The sequence below is a fragment of the Pseudomonas sp. SORGH_AS_0199 genome (assembly GCF_031453735.1).
GTDB lineage: Bacteria > Pseudomonadota > Gammaproteobacteria > Pseudomonadales > Pseudomonadaceae > Chryseomonas > Chryseomonas aestiva.
The window spans coordinates 4,492,913-4,507,476 of the sequence record NZ_JAVJAE010000001.1; the positions used below are offsets into that span (position 1 = coordinate 4,492,913).

Below are 14,564 nucleotides of genomic sequence, written 5' to 3' on the forward strand. Positions count from 1 at the left end.
GGGGCTTTTTATTGGGCGGCGTGCCTCAGGCAGCCTGCCACTCGCTTTCGGCCTCGTCACGGGTCTTGGACAGGCGTACCTGACTGCCATCCACCGACTGGACCCAGCTCAGCGGAATGTAGTGATGCTTGCCATCGGCATCCTGATCGCGCTTGGTCAGCTTGATGCGATCGGCGCCTTCCATATGGTCGACGGTGCCCACGTGCTGGCCGTCCGAACCGACAACTTCCGCATGCTCTTTGATCTGGGTTGCATCTACCATGGTGGTTCTCCGGCAGGTTAGGAAAAAGGAGGCGCCTCTCTGAGTGCCTGCAGGATAGGAGGCGCAAGACGTCGTCTGGGTTCGGCCCATGCCGACGAAAGGCCATCATGACGGTCAGAAGCCCGCGACCTGTGAAGAGGATCCATCGATGAGCGACGAGCCGAGCAAGCTGACCCGTTCCAAGGAGCGCTGGGCCCAGGAGGGACGCTTCCTCACCGGCCAGGGTGCGCGTGCGGAAAGCGAGCGTCTGCCACCTGGCCAGCACCGCGTCAGCAACTGGCCGGTCCTGGATCTGGGCATCCGCCCGGAGGTCAGCCGGGAGCGTTGGCAACTGGCGGTGACCGGCGCGGTCCGCAAGACGCTGCGCTGGAACTGGGAGACCTTCGCCGCGCGGGCGACTACCGAGACGGTCAGCGACATGCATTGCGTCACCACCTGGTCACGCTATGACAATCGCTGGATCGGTCTGCCGATAGCAGAATTGCTCGACGAGGTGCAGCCGCGGGACGAGGCGACCCATGTGCTCCTGCACAGCCATGACGGTTACATCACCAATCTGCCGCTGGCCGATTTCGCCGCGCCGGGCGCCATGCTGGTGCACAGCTGGGAAGGCCAGTCGCTGACGGCCGAGCACGGGGGGCCGGTACGGGCCCTGATCCCGCATCTCTATCTGTGGAAAAGCGCCAAGTGGCTCAGGCGCATCGACTTCCGGGTCGGCGACACGCCTGGCTTCTGGGAAATGCGCGGCTATCATGACCGCGGCGATCCCTGGCAGGAGCAGCGCTATTCCGAGGACGCCTGAAGGCGCCTCAGTGCGCCGCCGGGGCCAGTTGCAGCTCTACCGGATCGCCGGGATTGAGGCTGCGGATACGGAATTCGTCGCGGCTGAGGCTGAGGATTTCCGTGGGATAGGTGATGCCTTCCTCGATCATGTTCAGGCCCTTCTCGGTGCGCGTCCAGCGGCCCAGGGAGGGCTGGCTGCTCGGCGACGCCATCACCAGGGTGCCGTCGCTGAGGAAGACGTAGAGCATCCCCGGCTCGATGCTGTTGCTGGTCTTGATCTGCCAGACCTTGTTGACGAAGCCTTCCTGGGCACTGCCCTGCTTGTCGCGCCCGCCCTGACCGTAGCCGATCAGTCCGGCCACGATACAGAGCGCACCTATCACCAGCACCACCACGCGCCAGTAACGACGCGCTTTGTCTTGCAAACTCATGTCACTCCTTGGGTGTTCTTGAGGCTCGCCAGGTAGGTGCCCAGCGGGGGGCGCTCCTGGAAATAGCCATGCAGGCCGGCAAAGATCGAATCGGCCAGCTGCTTCTGGTGGCGACTGTCGAGCAGGCGCCGGCAGTCTCGATCATTGGAAATGAAGCCCGTCTCGACCAGGATCGAGGGGATATCCGGCGATTTGAGCACAGCGAAGCCCGCCTGCTCCACTCGTTTCTGGTGCAGGTTGGTGATGCTCGACAATTGCCCCAGCACCTTGTGGCCCAGGTCCAGGCTCGACGAGATGGTGGCGTTCATCGACATGTCCAGCAGCACACCGGCGAGCATGGGATCGCGCCCCTTGAGAATCTCGTTGGCGCCGATCAGGTCGACGTTGTTCTCGCTGTCGGCCAGGAAGCGCGCTGTGGTGGAAGTCGCGCCACCCTCGGACAGGGCATAGACCGAGGCGCCGTAGGCGGTACGCCGCGGCGCGGCATCGGCATGCACCGAGACGAACATGTCGGCGTTGTAGCTGCGGGCGACCTCGACGCGCTTGCGCAGCGGCACGAAGAAGTCGTCGTTGCGCACCAGCTTGGCCTTGAAGCCCTTCTGCAGGTTGATGCGGCGTGCCAGATTCTGCGCCACGATCAGGGCGATGTCCTTTTCCCGATCGCCCCGGGCGCTCAGCGCACCCGGGTCCTTGCCGCCGTGACCGGCATCGACCACCACCATGATGTCGCGACCCGTGGCCAGGCCCTTGCCGCGCTTGACCTCCAGTGGCGGCTCGGCGTCGGCCGGCTTGCGGGCAGCCACCACCGGCGCTCCGGCGCGCTTGAGATCGAGCACCAGACGATTGGCCGCGCCTTCGCCCGGACCAAGGATGAAGCTTTCCACCTCTACCGGATGGGCCAGCTCCAGCACCACCCGGGTGTCCTGGGCGCCATAGTGAGCGCTGCGCACGGCGCGCACCGGCGATCCCTGCAGGGCGAGGTGATTGAGCACCGCGGGGGCCTGGGTATCGGCGAGATCGAGAATGATGCGATCCGGCGCGACCAGGGTGAAGGTCTTGTAGCGCACCGGTCCGGTGAGATCGAAGACCAGGCGGAGCTTCTCGGCATCCTGCCAGGCCCGGGCACCCTTTAGTTGCTGCCGGGCGGCAAACGCCGGCAACCCGACGGGCAAGGTCATGCCAGCCAGGATCAGATTGAGCAGACGACGGCGATTCATGAGGTCCTCGCGAGAAACGAGAAACGGCTGGGAAGTTACAACATAACGCTAAAGATCGCTTGCCGCCTGGTCTCTGTCAACTGCCATTCGGACAAAATAATCCTTAGAAAACGGGGGCATAGCGTTCGTTTGCAGAATCAGCTTTAGATACAGTCACTTGCCGAGGCCAGCAGCCGGTCCGTCAAAGTGACAAACCGCGAGAAGTGCGACAGAGAGCGAATTTATCGGCGCCGCCATCGTCGAAGTGTCAGGCACTTCCGCCTTTGAAGGGATCACACCATGAACAAGAAGATTGCTGTCGCGACCGCGCTGCTGGCTGGCACCGTGCTGGCGGGCTGCTCCTCGGTGAAGAACACCGCCGACTACACCGTGGGCCGCGTCGAATTTCGCGAGCAACCGCTGGTGAAGCAGGTGGACAAGGGCATGAGCAAGGCTGACGTGCTGCGCCTCGGTGGCACCCCGTCGAGCACCTATACCCGCAAATTCCGTCCCGGCACCTGCAACAACTATGTGCTCAACAAGGATGGCAAGGAGCAGGTCTATTCGATCGGCTTCGATAGCATGAACCGCGTCGACAGCAAGGACTTCGAGACCTGCGAAAGCGCCGATCGCGCCTGAGCCGGGAGCTGACCGGCCGGCCAGGCCGGGTGTCCTGAAGGACGCTGGCGGCGTCTGATGGACAGGATGGGCGAGCGGCAGCACCATGGGCCCTCGCCATTCCCGATCGCTGTGCCAACCTCCTGCACTGTGGATCGACGCAGGCGCGGCCAGCGCCGCCAGGTTCTACCCATCGTTCCAAGGAATTCAGGCATGTCCAGACGTCACCTCATACTCACAGCTGCGGTGCTTTCCCTGACTGGCTGCGGTGGCTATGACTACAGTTGCGATGCGGCCAAGACCGCCGAGCTGGTCCGTCAGCAATACGCCCAGACCATCAACGAGATCTATGCGGACGACATCGCCGCCGGCCAGCCTGCGCTGGAAGCCGGCCAGGTGTCGCTGGTCGACATCAAGACCCAGGAAGAACCCTCGGACAGCGGCGAAGCAGGCTTCTATACCTGCAACGCGACCGTCGAGGCCACCTGGCCCAAGGCCGCCCTCGAGCGCCTGGCTCCAGCTGCCGCCCAGCTGGCCAGTGTCGGCGCCATCCTCGAGAACGGCCACCTGCGCCATGCGCTGAGCTACGAGTCCTCGCTGGAAGGCAGCGACAAGCAGCGCGTCGACATCACCCTGCCCGAAGCCGTGGACCTGAGTCTCAAGACCCTGGCTGGCCAGGAGCCCATGGACGAATATCTGGAAGACGCCCCCGACGGCGAACAGGAAGCGCCCTAGGCCTTGCCTGAAAAGTGCCTGCGCTCGGTCATGCGGTGTTAAAAATCCGCTGGGTCGCCAGTCCGATCGGAATGCTCACTTGCCCTTCGTGAAATCGAGCGCGAGTCCGATCCGCTTCCTCACGGATTTTTGCCTTGCCTGACCATCGCTCGGCGACTTTCAGACAAGTCCTACCCCTTGGACGCCGGCCTGCTGTGCAGTGCTGGCGCCCGGGTGTATGATCCGAATTCCCCTCCGCCAGCATCCTCCGGCGGGTTCGTGAGCCCTGGCAGCCCCTGTGGAGATCCCGCATGGCCTGGCCGCCCTCCGGCCCGGCAACCGTCACTCCGCGTTTGCACCGTGCCTCGTCTGCGCTCACGATGACCAGAACCGTGATCTTGAAAGCTGCCTCGGAGAGACGCTTCATGCCTGACTATCGCTCGAAAACCTCCACCCAGGGCCGCAACATGGCTGGCGCCCGGGCGCTCTGGCGCGCCACCGGGATGAAGGACGAAGACTTCAAGAAGCCCATCATCGCCATCGCCAACTCCTTTACCCAGTTCGTGCCGGGCCATGTCCACCTCAAGGACCTCGGCCAGCTGGTCGCCCGGGAAATCGAGAAGGCCGGCGGCGTGGCCAAGGAATTCAACACCATTGCCGTGGACGACGGCATCGCCATGGGCCACGACGGCATGCTCTATTCGCTGCCGAGTCGCGAGATCATCGCCGACGCCGTGGAATACATGGTCAATGCCCACTGCGCCGATGCCCTGGTGTGCATTTCCAACTGCGACAAGATCACCCCCGGCATGCTGATGGCCGCCCTGCGCCTGAACATCCCGGTGGTGTTCGTCTCCGGTGGCCCCATGGAAGCCGGCAAGACCAAGCTGGCCAGCCATGGCCTGGACCTGGTGGACGCCATGGTCATCGCCGCCGACAGCTCGGCCAGCGACGAGAAGGTCGCCGAATACGAACGCAGCGCCTGCCCCACCTGTGGCAGCTGCTCGGGCATGTTCACCGCCAACTCCATGAACTGCCTGGTCGAGGCCCTCGGCCTGGCCCTGCCCGGCAACGGCTCGACCCTGGCCACCCACGCCGACCGCAAGGAGCTGTTCCTGCAGGCCGGCCGCACCATCGTCGAGCTGTGCCGTCGCTACTACCAGGAAAACGACGAGTCGGCGCTGCCGCGCAACATTGCCTGCCATGCGGCCTTCGAGAACGCCATGACCCTGGACATCGCCATGGGCGGCTCGACCAACACCATCCTGCACCTGCTGGCCGCCGCCCAGGAGGCGGAGGTGGACTTCGATCTGCGCGACATCGATGCCCTGTCGCGCAAGGTGCCGCAGCTGTGCAAGGTGGCGCCGAACATCCAGAAGTACCACATGGAAGACGTGCACCGCGCCGGGGGCATCTTCAGCATCCTCGGCGAACTGGCCCGCGGCGGTCTCCTGCATGCCGATCTGCCCACCGTGCACAGCCGGACCCTGGGCGAAGCCATCGAGCGGTGGGACATCACCCTGACCCAGGACGAGGCGGTGAAGACCTTCTTCCGTGCCGGTCCCGCCGGCATCCCGACCCAGGAAGCCTTCAGCCAGGCGACTCGCTATGACACCCTGGACGACGACCGCGCCGAGGGCTGCATCCGCAGTGTCGCGCATGCCTATTCCCAGGAAGGCGGTCTGGCCGTGCTCTACGGCAACATCGCCCTGGACGGCTGCGTGGTGAAGACCGCCGGCGTGGATGAATCCATCCATGTGTTCGAGGGCAATGCCAAGGTCTTCGAAAGCCAGGACGCGGCGGTGCGCGGCATCCTCGCCGACGAGGTCAAGGCCGGCGACATCGTCATCATCCGCTACGAAGGGCCCAAGGGCGGCCCGGGCATGCAGGAGATGCTCTACCCCACCAGCTACCTGAAGTCCAAGGGCCTGGGCAAGCAGTGCGCCCTGCTCACCGACGGTCGCTTCTCCGGCGGCACCTCGGGCCTGTCCATCGGCCATGCCTCGCCGGAAGCCGCGGCGGGCGGTGCCATCGGCCTGGTGCGGGATGGCGACAAGGTGCTGATCGACATTCCCCAGCGCAGCATCAACCTGCTGGTGAGTGACGAAGAGCTGTCCCACCGCCGCATCGAGCAGGACAAGCTGGGCTGGAAGCCGGCACAACCCCGTGCCCGCCGCGTGACCACCGCGCTCAAGGCCTACGCCCTGCTGGCCACCAGTGCCGACAAGGGCGGCGTGCGCGACAAGGCCCTGCTGGGCTGATTCGCAGGTTCCGAGGGACGGCATCCGCCGTCCCTCGGACGCTCCGCCCCACCTTCCCGCCTGCTTTCTCCGCTCTATTTCGCCCTTCCGCTCGCGTCCTTTCCTCTGCGCTTCGCCTACCGCTCCTTCACCTGGAGCAGCGCTCGCCATGACCCCATTCCAGAGGGGTTCCACAGTTGCTTGGCTTGCTATTTTTGCAGAAGCACAGCCTGTGATTCAGCTCACACCTCGCTGTAATCGACCCGCTAGGCCGTTGAGTGATCAAAGGCTACCCTCCGTCTGCCGCTGAATTGATTCAGCGATAAGTTTGTAGTCAGGTTGGTTTCCAATGGTCACACCTATACCGATCTTCCGCTCGAGCACGGCGGATCAGGTGCTGGCCAGGCACTGAGTTACACAACAACAATAAACAGGGAACATAAATGAATAAGAAAAAGGCTATCCCCTTGGCCAGGGTTTCGGTCGCGTCCTTGATGAGCACCCTGCTCCTGATCCCCGCAGCACACGCCTTCGAAACCACCGGTTATTTCCGCGCCGGCCTGGGAGACTCCTCCGGTTCCAATTCGATGCGCTGCTTCAAGCTGCAGGGCGCCCAGTCCAAGTATCGTCTGGGTAACGAATGCGAACAGTACGGTGAATTCGCCGCCAAGCAGGACTTCCTGACCCTGGACGATGGCTCCGCCGTGGGCGTCTTCGGCATGGCCAGCCTCTACAACCAGTACGATCGCACGCCGACCTTCAATGGTGACAACGGCCAGATTCGCCTGCCCCAGGCCTATGCCTACTGGAACAATGTTGCTGCCCTAAACGGCGGTAACGTCTGGGCCGGTCGCCGCTACTACAAGCGGAACGACATCCACATCTCCGACTTCTTCTACTGGAACCAGAGCGCCACCGGCGGCGGTATCGAGGACGTCAACATCGGCGGCCTGAAATACAGCGTGGCCTTCTCGCGCAAGGACAACCAGAACCAGAAGGACTTCCAGAACCGCTTCGACTTCAACGTCGCCGGCTTCAACACCAATCCGAACGGCTCGCTGGAAATCGGCGTCAGCTACCTGGACAAGCCCACCAACCAGCCCAATGCCAACAGCGGCATCGCGGTGACGCTGCAGCACAAGCAGGCCAACTTCATGGGCTGGGGTGGCGTGAACACCTTTGCCGTGCAGCGCGGCCAGGGCCCGGGCACCGCTCTGGGCAGCACCGGCGATCCGACCCTGAGCAGTTCGGACGTCTCCTACCGCGTGGTGGACTTCTTCGACTGGCAGATCAGCCGCTACTGGGGTGGCCAGGTCGCCGCGGTCTACCAGAAGGACGAACGTCCCAATGGCAACGACCTGCGCTGGACCTCGCTGGGTGGCCGTCTGGTGTACGGCATCAGCGACCAGTTCAAGTTCTCCACCGAGCTGGGTCATGACCAGGTGCAGGCTCCCGGCGGCACCCGCAAGCTGACCAAGCTGACCCTGGCACCGACCTGGTCGCCCAAGGGTCCGGAATTCAAGACCCGTCCCGAATTCCGTCTGTTCTACACCTACGCCGCCTGGAACCGGGCAGCCCAGCAGGCAGCCGATGATTTCGACGCCGGCTCCACGCTGTCGAGCACCGGCAACTTTGGCAACGATCTGCACGGCTCCAACATCGGCTTCCAAGTCGAGCAGTGGTGGTAACAGCTCCACCGCGACCGACGTTCTGCCGGTCGCGTCCCTGTCTCCGAACCTGAGCGCACAACAATGAAAAGAACCGTCTCCCTCGCGTCCTTCGCCGGTTGCCTGTTGGCTGCCGCCCTCGCCAGCGGCACCGCCCAGGCAGCCCCCGTTTCCGCCTGTCTCATCACCAAGACCGATACCAATCCCTTCTTCGTCAAGATGAAGGAAGGCGCCACCGCCAAGGCCAAGGAGCTGGGGGTGACGCTCAAGGCCTACGCCGGCAAGATCGACGGCGACAGCGAAAGCCAGGTGGCCGCCATCGAGACCTGCATCGCCGACGGCGCCAAGGGCATCCTCATCACCGCCTCGGACACCAAGGGCATCGTGCCCAACCTGCAGAAGGCGCGCGAAGCCGGCCTGCTGGTGATCGCCCTAGACACCCCGCTGGACCCGGTGAGCGCCGCCGACATGACCTTCGCCACGGACAACCTGCTGGCTGGCAAGCTGATCGGCCAGTGGGCGCGGGAAACCCTGGGTGACAAGGCCAAGGACGCCCGGGTGGCCTTTCTCGACCTGAACGCCTCCCAGCCCTCGGTGGACGTCCTGCGCGACCAGGGCTTCATGCTCGGCTTCGGCATCGATCCCAAGGACCAGAGCCGTATCGGCGACGAGACCGATCCGCGCATCGTCGGCCACGACGTGACCAACGGCAACGAAGAAGGCGGTCGCGCAGCGATGGAGAATCTGCTGCAGAAGGACCCGACCATCAACGTGGTGCACACCATCAACGAACCGGCCGCCGCGGGTGCCTACGAGGCGCTCAAGGCCGTGGGTCGCGAGAAGGACGTGCTGATCGTCTCCATCGACGGCGGCTGCCCGGGCGTGCACAACGTCGCCGACGGCGTCATCGGCGCCACCTCCCAGCAGTATCCGCTGCAGATGGCGGCACTGGGCATCGAGGCGATCAAGACCTTTGCCGACACCGGCAAGAAGCCGACGCCCACCGAAGGCAAGAGCTTCGTCGACACCGGCGTGAAGCTGGTGACGGACAAGCCGGTCCCCGGCATCCAGTCCATCGACAGCAAGACCGCCCTGCAGAAATGCTGGGGCTGATGACCTCTCGTCTAGGCTAGAGCAGATCGATCGCCCCGCCTGAGCGCCTGCCGCGCCGGCGCGGGCGATCGACTCTCGGCTGCTATCCCGCTCTCAGGAGATTGCCATGAGCGATCCGACCTCGCCCTCCCCGTCCGGCCAGCCCTTCGAACAGGTGCTCAAGCACAGTGCCACGGAGGTCGCCTCCTTCGCCCGTGACGAGCGCAGCCCGCTGGTCAAATTCCGTCACTTCCTGCATTCGCGCCCCTCGGCGGTCTCGTTGCTGGTGCTGCTGCTGTCGCTGTCCATCTTCGGTGCCCTGCTGGGCGGCAAATTCTTTTCCGCCTTCGCCCTCACCCTGATCCTGCAGCAGGTCGCCATCACCGGCATCGTCGGCGCGGCCCAGACCCTGGTAGTGATCACCGCCGGCATCGACCTCTCGGTGGGCGCCATCATGGTGCTGTCCTCGGTGGTCATGGGCCAGTTCACCTTCCGCTACGGCCTGCCGGTGGAGCTGTCGATCCTCTGCGGCCTGGCGGTGGGCACCCTGTGCGGCATGGCCAACGGCTGGCTGATCGCCCGCATCAAGCTGCCGCCCTTCATCGTCACCCTGGGCATGTGGCAGATCGTGCTCGCGGCCAACTTCCTCTATTCGCGCAACGAGACCATCCGCGCCCAGGAAATTGGCGCGACCGCGCCGCTGCTGCAGGTGTTCGGCGACAATTTCCGCCTGGGGGGCGCGGTCTTCACCTATGGCGTGATCGCCCTGGTGGTGCTGGTCGCCCTGCTCTGGTACGTGCTCAACCACACCGCCTGGGGTCGGCACCTCTATGCCGTGGGCGACGATCCCGAGGCCGCGGCGCTGGCCGGGGTCAACGTCCGCCGCATGCTGATCACCGTGTACGGGCTGTCGGGGCTCATCTGCGCCTTCGCCGGCTGGGTGCTGATCGGCCGCATCGGCTCGGTCTCGCCCACCGCTGGCCAATTCGCCAACATCGAGTCCATCACCGCCGTGGTGATCGGCGGCATCTCGCTGTTCGGCGGCCGCGGCTCCATCCTCGGCATGCTGTTCGGCGCCCTGATCGTCGGCGTCTTCGCCCTCGGCCTGCGGCTGCTGGGCACCGATGTGCAATGGACCTATCTGCTGATCGGCACGCTCATCATCGCGGCCGTGGCTATCGACCAATGGATCAGAAAGGCGGCCAGCTGATGACTACCGAACCCCTGCTCATGGCCCGTGGCCTGGTGAAGCGCTACGGCCGCGTCACCGCCCTCGACCATGCCGACTTCGACCTGCTGCCCGGCGAGATCCTCGCCGTGATCGGCGACAACGGCGCCGGCAAGTCCTCGCTGATCAAGGCCATCTCCGGTGCCCTGCGGCCCGATGAAGGCGAGATCCGCTTCGAGGGCCAGCCCGTGCAGTTCGCCTCGCCCATCGCGGCGCGGCGGGCCGGCATCGAGACGGTCTACCAGAATCTGGCACTGTCGCCGGCGCTGTCCATCGCCGACAACCTCTTCCTCGGTCGCGAATTGCGCAAGCCGGGACTGCTGGGCACCCTCTGCCGCACCCTGGACCGCAAGGAAATGGAGCGCATCGCCCGGGAAAAGCTCTCCGAACTGGGCTTGATGACCATCCAGAACATCAACCAGGCGGTGGAGACCCTGTCCGGTGGTCAGCGCCAGGGCGTGGCCGTGGCCCGGGCGGCCGCCTTTGGTTCCAAGGTGATCATCCTCGACGAACCCACGGCGGCGCTGGGGGTGAAGGAGTCGCGCAAGGTGCTGGAGCTGATCCTCGACGTGCGTGCCCGCGGCATCGCCATCGTGCTGATCTCCCACAACATGCCCCATGTGTTCGAGATCGCCGATCGCATCCACATCCATCGCCTGGGTCGCCGGCTGACGGTGATCGATCCGCGCCAGCACTCCATGGCCGACGCCGTGGCGCTGATGACCGGCGCCCAGACGGTGGCCGCCTAGGCACAGGCCAGGCCCAGGGTTTCCCAGCCCACGGCTGAGCGGGAGACCCGGGGCCTGCCTGATCGCCCATGATCCGGCCCGACAGGAAAAACCTGACTGGCCGCTCAAGTTATCTCCGGCAGGCACCGATAAAGTCTGACAAATAACTGTCGGAGTTGCCTCGCCGTGCCTGCCTTGTCGTTGAAACAGAAACTCTCGCTGTCTGCCACCGCGGCCGTCCTGGTCGTGGGGGTGGGTCTGACCGCCATCAACTTCTTCAATACCCGCACGGCGCTGGAAGCCTCCACGGTCGAGCAGCTGAAGACGGTCAGCTTCGTCTTCAACGGCGGGGTGCGCCAGTGGCTGGACGGCAAGGCCGCGGCGCTGGGCGCCCTGGCCGCCGACACCCAGGAGGCGAACCTCCCGGCCGGGCTCAATCAGGTCAAGAACTCCGGCGGCTTCGACAACGTCTTCTATGCCCGGCCTGATGGCAGCCAGGTCAATGCCAATGGCGTCCAGCTGCCGCCGGACAACAACGATCCGCGCAAGTGGCTGTGGTACCAGCAGGCGCAGCAGAATCCCGGCAAGGTGTTCTTTTCCATTCCCACCGTGGCGGCGGCAACCAAGCAGAATGTGCTGTCGCTGGGCTGGGCGCTGCAGTCGGCGGGCAAGACCACGGCGATCCTTGGCGCGGACGTCAGCATCAGCGACATCCTCGACCAGCTCAAGCGCGTGCAACTGCCGGGCGCCGGCAGCGCCGTGCTGGTCAACGGCCAGAACATCGTCCTGGGCCACGAGGACGCCGCCCTGCTGGCCAAGCCGATCACCGAGCTCTTTCCCCAGCTCGACGCGGACACCCTCCAGCGCCTGGCCCAGGCGCCCGGCGAGCGCCATGTCGACACCGTCGCCGGCCAGCGCCTCTATGCCGCGCCCATGAATCACAATGGCGAGACTCTGGTGATGATCGTCGACAGCGGCGTGCTCATGGCGCCGCTGCAACGCCAGCTGTGGATCAGCCTCGCCATCCTGGCCGTGGTGCTGGGTGGCTCGCTGCTGCTCATCAACCTGCTGTGCAGCTATCTGCTCCGGCCCCTGGGTGTGGTCTCGAGCGGCCTGCAGGTGATCGCCGAGGGCCAGGGCGATCTGACCCGCCGCATCGCCGTGCAGAGCACCGATGAGGTCGGCGGTCTGGCCGGCCACTTCAACCAGTTCGTGGCCAGCCTGCACGGCCTGATCGGTGGCGTGCGCCAGCATGCCCAGAGCGTCGACGCCGAATCGCAGAAGGTCCTGCAACGCAGCGCCGCGGCCACCCAGGAGCTGGGTCGCCTGCAGCAGGAGATCACCCTGGTGGCCACGGCCGTTACGGAAATGGCTTCCGCCACCCAGGAGATCGCCCGCAATGCCGAGCAGACCGCCGAGGCCATCCGCCAGTCCTCCGACAGCACCGCCCAGGGCCTGACCCTGGTGCAGACCAGCAAGGAATCCATCAACAGCCTGGCGCGGGAAGTGGACGACGCCACCCGGGTCATTGGCGAACTGGACCATCACTCCCAGGCCATCGCCAAGGTGCTGGACAGCATCCAGAGCATCGCCGAGCAGACCAACCTGCTGGCGCTCAACGCGGCCATCGAAGCAGCCCGCGCCGGTGAGCACGGCCGGGGCTTTGCGGTGGTCGCCGACGAGGTGCGGACGCTGTCGCAGCGAACCCAGGCCTCGACCCGGGAGATCAACGAGACCATCGGCACCCTGCAGCAGATGACCCGCCAGGCGGTGCAGCGCATGGACAGCAGCATGGCCATCGCCGAACGCAGCGTCGCCGACGTGGAACGCGCCTCCAGCGCCCTGGAAGAAATCGCCCAGAGTGCCGGCGTCATCTCCGAGATGTCCCTGCAGATCGCCACGGCAGCCGAGGAGCAGACCTCGGTCACCGAGGAGATCACCCGCAACGTCATCACCATCAAGGGCCTCGGCGACACCCTGGCCAGCGGCGCCGAGGATTCGGAACGCCAGTCGCGCTCCCTGCAGCATCACGCCGCCGACCTCAATCGCGACGTGGCCCGCTTCATCCTGTAACCCCTCAGGCGCAGCCGCCCCTCGGGCCGGCGGCTGCGTCCTGGCCGAAGACCCTGCGCCACGGGGCGGGCATCCGGTAAGATCGGCGCTTTTTCCGCGACGACTCCGCCATGTCCCAGCCTTCCCGCTCCGAACTGCTCTATGGTCCCCAGGACCGACCGCGCCCGCTGATCGCCCTGCTCGCGGCCATCCAGCACCTGCTGGCGATCATCGTGCCCATCGTCACCCCCGGTCTGCTGATCTGCCAGGCCCTGGGCGTCTCGCCGCGCGACACCAACCTGATCGTGTCCATGTCGCTGGTGATCTCCGGCATCGCCACCTTCGTCCAGTGTCGCCGCTTCGGGCCCTTCGGCGCCGGCTTGCTGATCGTCCAGGGCACCAGCTTCAACTTCGTCGGCCCGCTGATCGCCGGTGGCGCCCTGATGGTCAAGAATGGCACCCCGGTGGAAGCCGTGATGGCGGCCATCTTCGGTGTGGTCATGGCCGGTTCCTTCGTCGAGATGGGGGTGTCGCGGGTGCTGCCCTTCGTCAAGCGCCTCATCACCCCGCTGGTGACCGGCATCGTGGTGCTGATGATCGGCCTGACGCTGATCAAGGTCGGCCTGATCAGCATGGGCGGCGGCTTCGCGGCACTGGGCAATGGCACCTTCGCCAATGGCGAGAACCTGCTGCTGTCGGGCACCGTACTGGCCACCATCGTGGTGCTCAATCGCCTTCCGTTGCGCGGTCTGCGCAGCAGCGCCATCGTCGTCGCCCTGCTGCTGGGCTACGCCCTCGCGGCCTGGCTGGGCCGGCTGAATTTCACCGGCATGCACGAGGCCGCCTGGGTGCAGATCCCCCTGCCGCTGCACTTCGGCCTGGGCTTTTCCTGGTCGCTGTTCGTGCCCCTGCTGGTGATCTACCTGGTGACCTCGCTGGAGGCCATCGGCGACATCACCGCCACCAGCAAGGTCTCCCGCGAACCGGTGGAAGGTCCGCTGTGGATGCAGCGGATCAAGGGCGGGGTGCTGGTCAACGGCGCCAACTCGCTGCTGGCCGGGCTGTTCAACACCTTTCCCAGTTCGGTGTTCGCCCAGAACAACGGGGTGATCCAGCTGACCGGCATCGCCAGTCGCCATGTCGGCCTGTGGATCGCCGCCATCCTGGTCCTGCTGGGGCTGTTCCCGGCGGTGGCCGGAGTGATCCAGGCAGTGCCCGAGCCGGTGCTCGGCGGCGCGGCCATGGTGATGTTCGGCGCGGTCGCCGCCTCGGGGATCAACATCCTCGCCAGTGTCGAGCTGGACCGACGCGCGCTGCTGATCATCGCCGTGTCCCTGGCGCTGGGCCTGGGCATTTCCCAGGTACCGGAATTTCTCGCCCATATGCCGGCCGGCCTGAGAGCGGTGCTGGAATCCGGCGTCGCCACCGGCGGCCTGTGCGCCCTGCTGATGAACTGGTTCCTGCCGGAAACGCCCAAGACCCCCGGCTAGACGCCCTTTTTCATCCGCGGACTGAAGTTCCACGCGGGGGTGCCGATAGCCTGGGCAAGTCAC

13 protein-coding genes and 1 pseudogene are annotated in these 14,564 nt (G+C 65.4%); 11 read left to right on the forward strand and 3 right to left on the reverse strand.

Annotation, left to right across the window (positions count from 1 at the left end; translation table 11 throughout):
• Positions 1-25: 25 nt before the first annotated feature.
• Positions 26-262, reverse strand: coding sequence for a DUF2171 domain-containing protein (locus tag QE444_RS21050; protein WP_133862561.1), 237 nt, complete (start codon positions 260-262; stop codon positions 26-28).
• 148 nt (positions 263-410) lie between these two features.
• Here QE444_RS21050 and QE444_RS21055 point away from each other — a divergent pair, with 148 nt between their 5' ends.
• On the forward strand, positions 411-1,064 hold the full coding sequence (locus QE444_RS21055; protein WP_309741519.1) for a sulfite oxidase-like oxidoreductase: 654 nt from the start codon (positions 411-413) through the stop codon (positions 1,062-1,064).
• Between the two features lie 7 nt (positions 1,065-1,071).
• On the opposite strand, the gene QE444_RS21060 is transcribed toward QE444_RS21055, so the two are convergent.
• Together QE444_RS21060 and QE444_RS21065 are read right to left on the reverse strand one after the other, a co-directional pair.
• Positions 1,072-1,476: a hypothetical protein gene (locus tag QE444_RS21060; protein ID WP_133862563.1), complete on the reverse strand. Its 405-nt coding sequence runs from the start codon at positions 1,474-1,476 to the stop codon at positions 1,072-1,074.
• Positions 1,473-2,693, reverse strand: a complete 1,221-nt coding sequence (locus tag QE444_RS21065; protein ID WP_133862564.1) for an N-acetylmuramoyl-L-alanine amidase — start codon at positions 2,691-2,693, stop codon at positions 1,473-1,475. The genes QE444_RS21060 and QE444_RS21065 overlap by 4 nt, the downstream gene beginning before the upstream one ends.
• Positions 2,694-2,972: 279 nt before the next feature.
• On the opposite strand from QE444_RS21065, the gene osmE reads away from it, so the two are divergent.
• From osmE to QE444_RS21110, 10 genes and pseudogenes are all read left to right on the forward strand, one after another.
• Complete coding sequence (gene osmE, locus QE444_RS21070; protein WP_133862565.1) at positions 2,973-3,311, forward strand: osmotically-inducible lipoprotein OsmE; 339 nt, start codon at positions 2,973-2,975, stop codon at positions 3,309-3,311.
• A gap of 192 nt (positions 3,312-3,503) precedes the next feature.
• Complete coding sequence (locus QE444_RS21075; protein ID WP_132832850.1) at positions 3,504-4,025, forward strand: hypothetical protein; 522 nt, start codon at positions 3,504-3,506, stop codon at positions 4,023-4,025.
• Between the two features lie 404 nt (positions 4,026-4,429).
• Positions 4,430-6,265, forward strand: a complete 1,836-nt coding sequence (gene ilvD, locus QE444_RS21080) for a dihydroxy-acid dehydratase (RefSeq protein WP_133862566.1) — start codon at positions 4,430-4,432, stop codon at positions 6,263-6,265.
• Positions 6,266-6,738: 473 nt separating this feature from the next.
• The gene (locus QE444_RS21085; protein ID WP_133862567.1) at positions 6,739-7,932 is read left to right on the forward strand and encodes a carbohydrate porin; all 1,194 of its coding nucleotides are present in this window, start codon (positions 6,739-6,741) and stop codon (positions 7,930-7,932) included.
• A gap of 63 nt (positions 7,933-7,995) precedes the next feature.
• A complete protein-coding gene (locus QE444_RS21090; protein ID WP_007162077.1) occupies positions 7,996-9,024 on the forward strand; it encodes a sugar ABC transporter substrate-binding protein in 1,029 nt (342 codons plus the stop codon).
• 106 nt (positions 9,025-9,130) lie between these two features.
• Positions 9,131-10,213, forward strand: a complete 1,083-nt coding sequence (locus QE444_RS21095; protein WP_133862568.1) for an ABC transporter permease — start codon at positions 9,131-9,133, stop codon at positions 10,211-10,213.
• On the forward strand, positions 10,213-10,980 hold the full coding sequence (locus QE444_RS21100) for an ATP-binding cassette domain-containing protein (protein WP_042137188.1): 768 nt from the start codon (positions 10,213-10,215) through the stop codon (positions 10,978-10,980). The genes QE444_RS21095 and QE444_RS21100 overlap by 1 nt, the downstream gene beginning before the upstream one ends.
• 330 nt (positions 10,981-11,310) lie before the next feature.
• Positions 11,311-12,174: pseudogene (locus QE444_RS23710) on the forward strand (cache domain-containing protein); the annotation flags it as partial.
• Positions 12,175-12,306: 132 nt separating this feature from the next.
• Positions 12,307-13,032 carry a methyl-accepting chemotaxis protein gene (locus QE444_RS23715; protein WP_405046303.1) on the forward strand — a complete coding sequence of 242 codons (726 nt, stop codon included), beginning with the start codon at positions 12,307-12,309 and terminating at the stop codon, positions 13,030-13,032.
• A gap of 110 nt (positions 13,033-13,142) precedes the next feature.
• Positions 13,143-14,501 carry a nucleobase:cation symporter-2 family protein gene (locus QE444_RS21110; protein ID WP_187980184.1) on the forward strand — a complete coding sequence of 453 codons (1,359 nt, stop codon included), beginning with the start codon at positions 13,143-13,145 and terminating at the stop codon, positions 14,499-14,501.
• Positions 14,502-14,564: the final 63 nt, after the last annotated feature.

Bases quoted from the DNA above. Each gene is read 5' to 3' on its own strand.
- QE444_RS21055 (WP_309741519.1), top strand. From the start codon at position 411: ATGAGCGACGAGCCGAGCAAGCTGACCCGTTCCAAGGAGCGCTGGGCC.
- QE444_RS21065 (WP_133862564.1), bottom strand. From the start codon at position 2,693: ATGAATCGCCGTCGTCTGCTCAATCTGATCCTGGCTGGCATGACCTTG.
- QE444_RS21060 (WP_133862563.1), bottom strand. From the start codon at position 1,476: ATGAGTTTGCAAGACAAAGCGCGTCGTTACTGGCGCGTGGTGGTGCTG.
- QE444_RS21090 (WP_007162077.1), top strand. From the start codon at position 7,996: ATGAAAAGAACCGTCTCCCTCGCGTCCTTCGCCGGTTGCCTGTTGGCT.
- ilvD (WP_133862566.1), top strand. From the start codon at position 4,430: ATGCCTGACTATCGCTCGAAAACCTCCACCCAGGGCCGCAACATGGCT.
- QE444_RS21085 (WP_133862567.1), top strand. From the start codon at position 6,739: ATGAGCACCCTGCTCCTGATCCCCGCAGCACACGCCTTCGAAACCACC.
- QE444_RS21110 (WP_187980184.1), top strand. From the start codon at position 13,143: ATGTCCCAGCCTTCCCGCTCCGAACTGCTCTATGGTCCCCAGGACCGA.
- QE444_RS21095 (WP_133862568.1), top strand. From the start codon at position 9,131: ATGAGCGATCCGACCTCGCCCTCCCCGTCCGGCCAGCCCTTCGAACAG.
- QE444_RS21075 (WP_132832850.1), top strand. From the start codon at position 3,504: ATGTCCAGACGTCACCTCATACTCACAGCTGCGGTGCTTTCCCTGACT.
- QE444_RS21100 (WP_042137188.1), top strand. From the start codon at position 10,213: ATGACTACCGAACCCCTGCTCATGGCCCGTGGCCTGGTGAAGCGCTAC.
- QE444_RS21050 (WP_133862561.1), bottom strand. From the start codon at position 262: ATGGTAGATGCAACCCAGATCAAAGAGCATGCGGAAGTTGTCGGTTCG.
- osmE (WP_133862565.1), top strand. From the start codon at position 2,973: ATGAACAAGAAGATTGCTGTCGCGACCGCGCTGCTGGCTGGCACCGTG.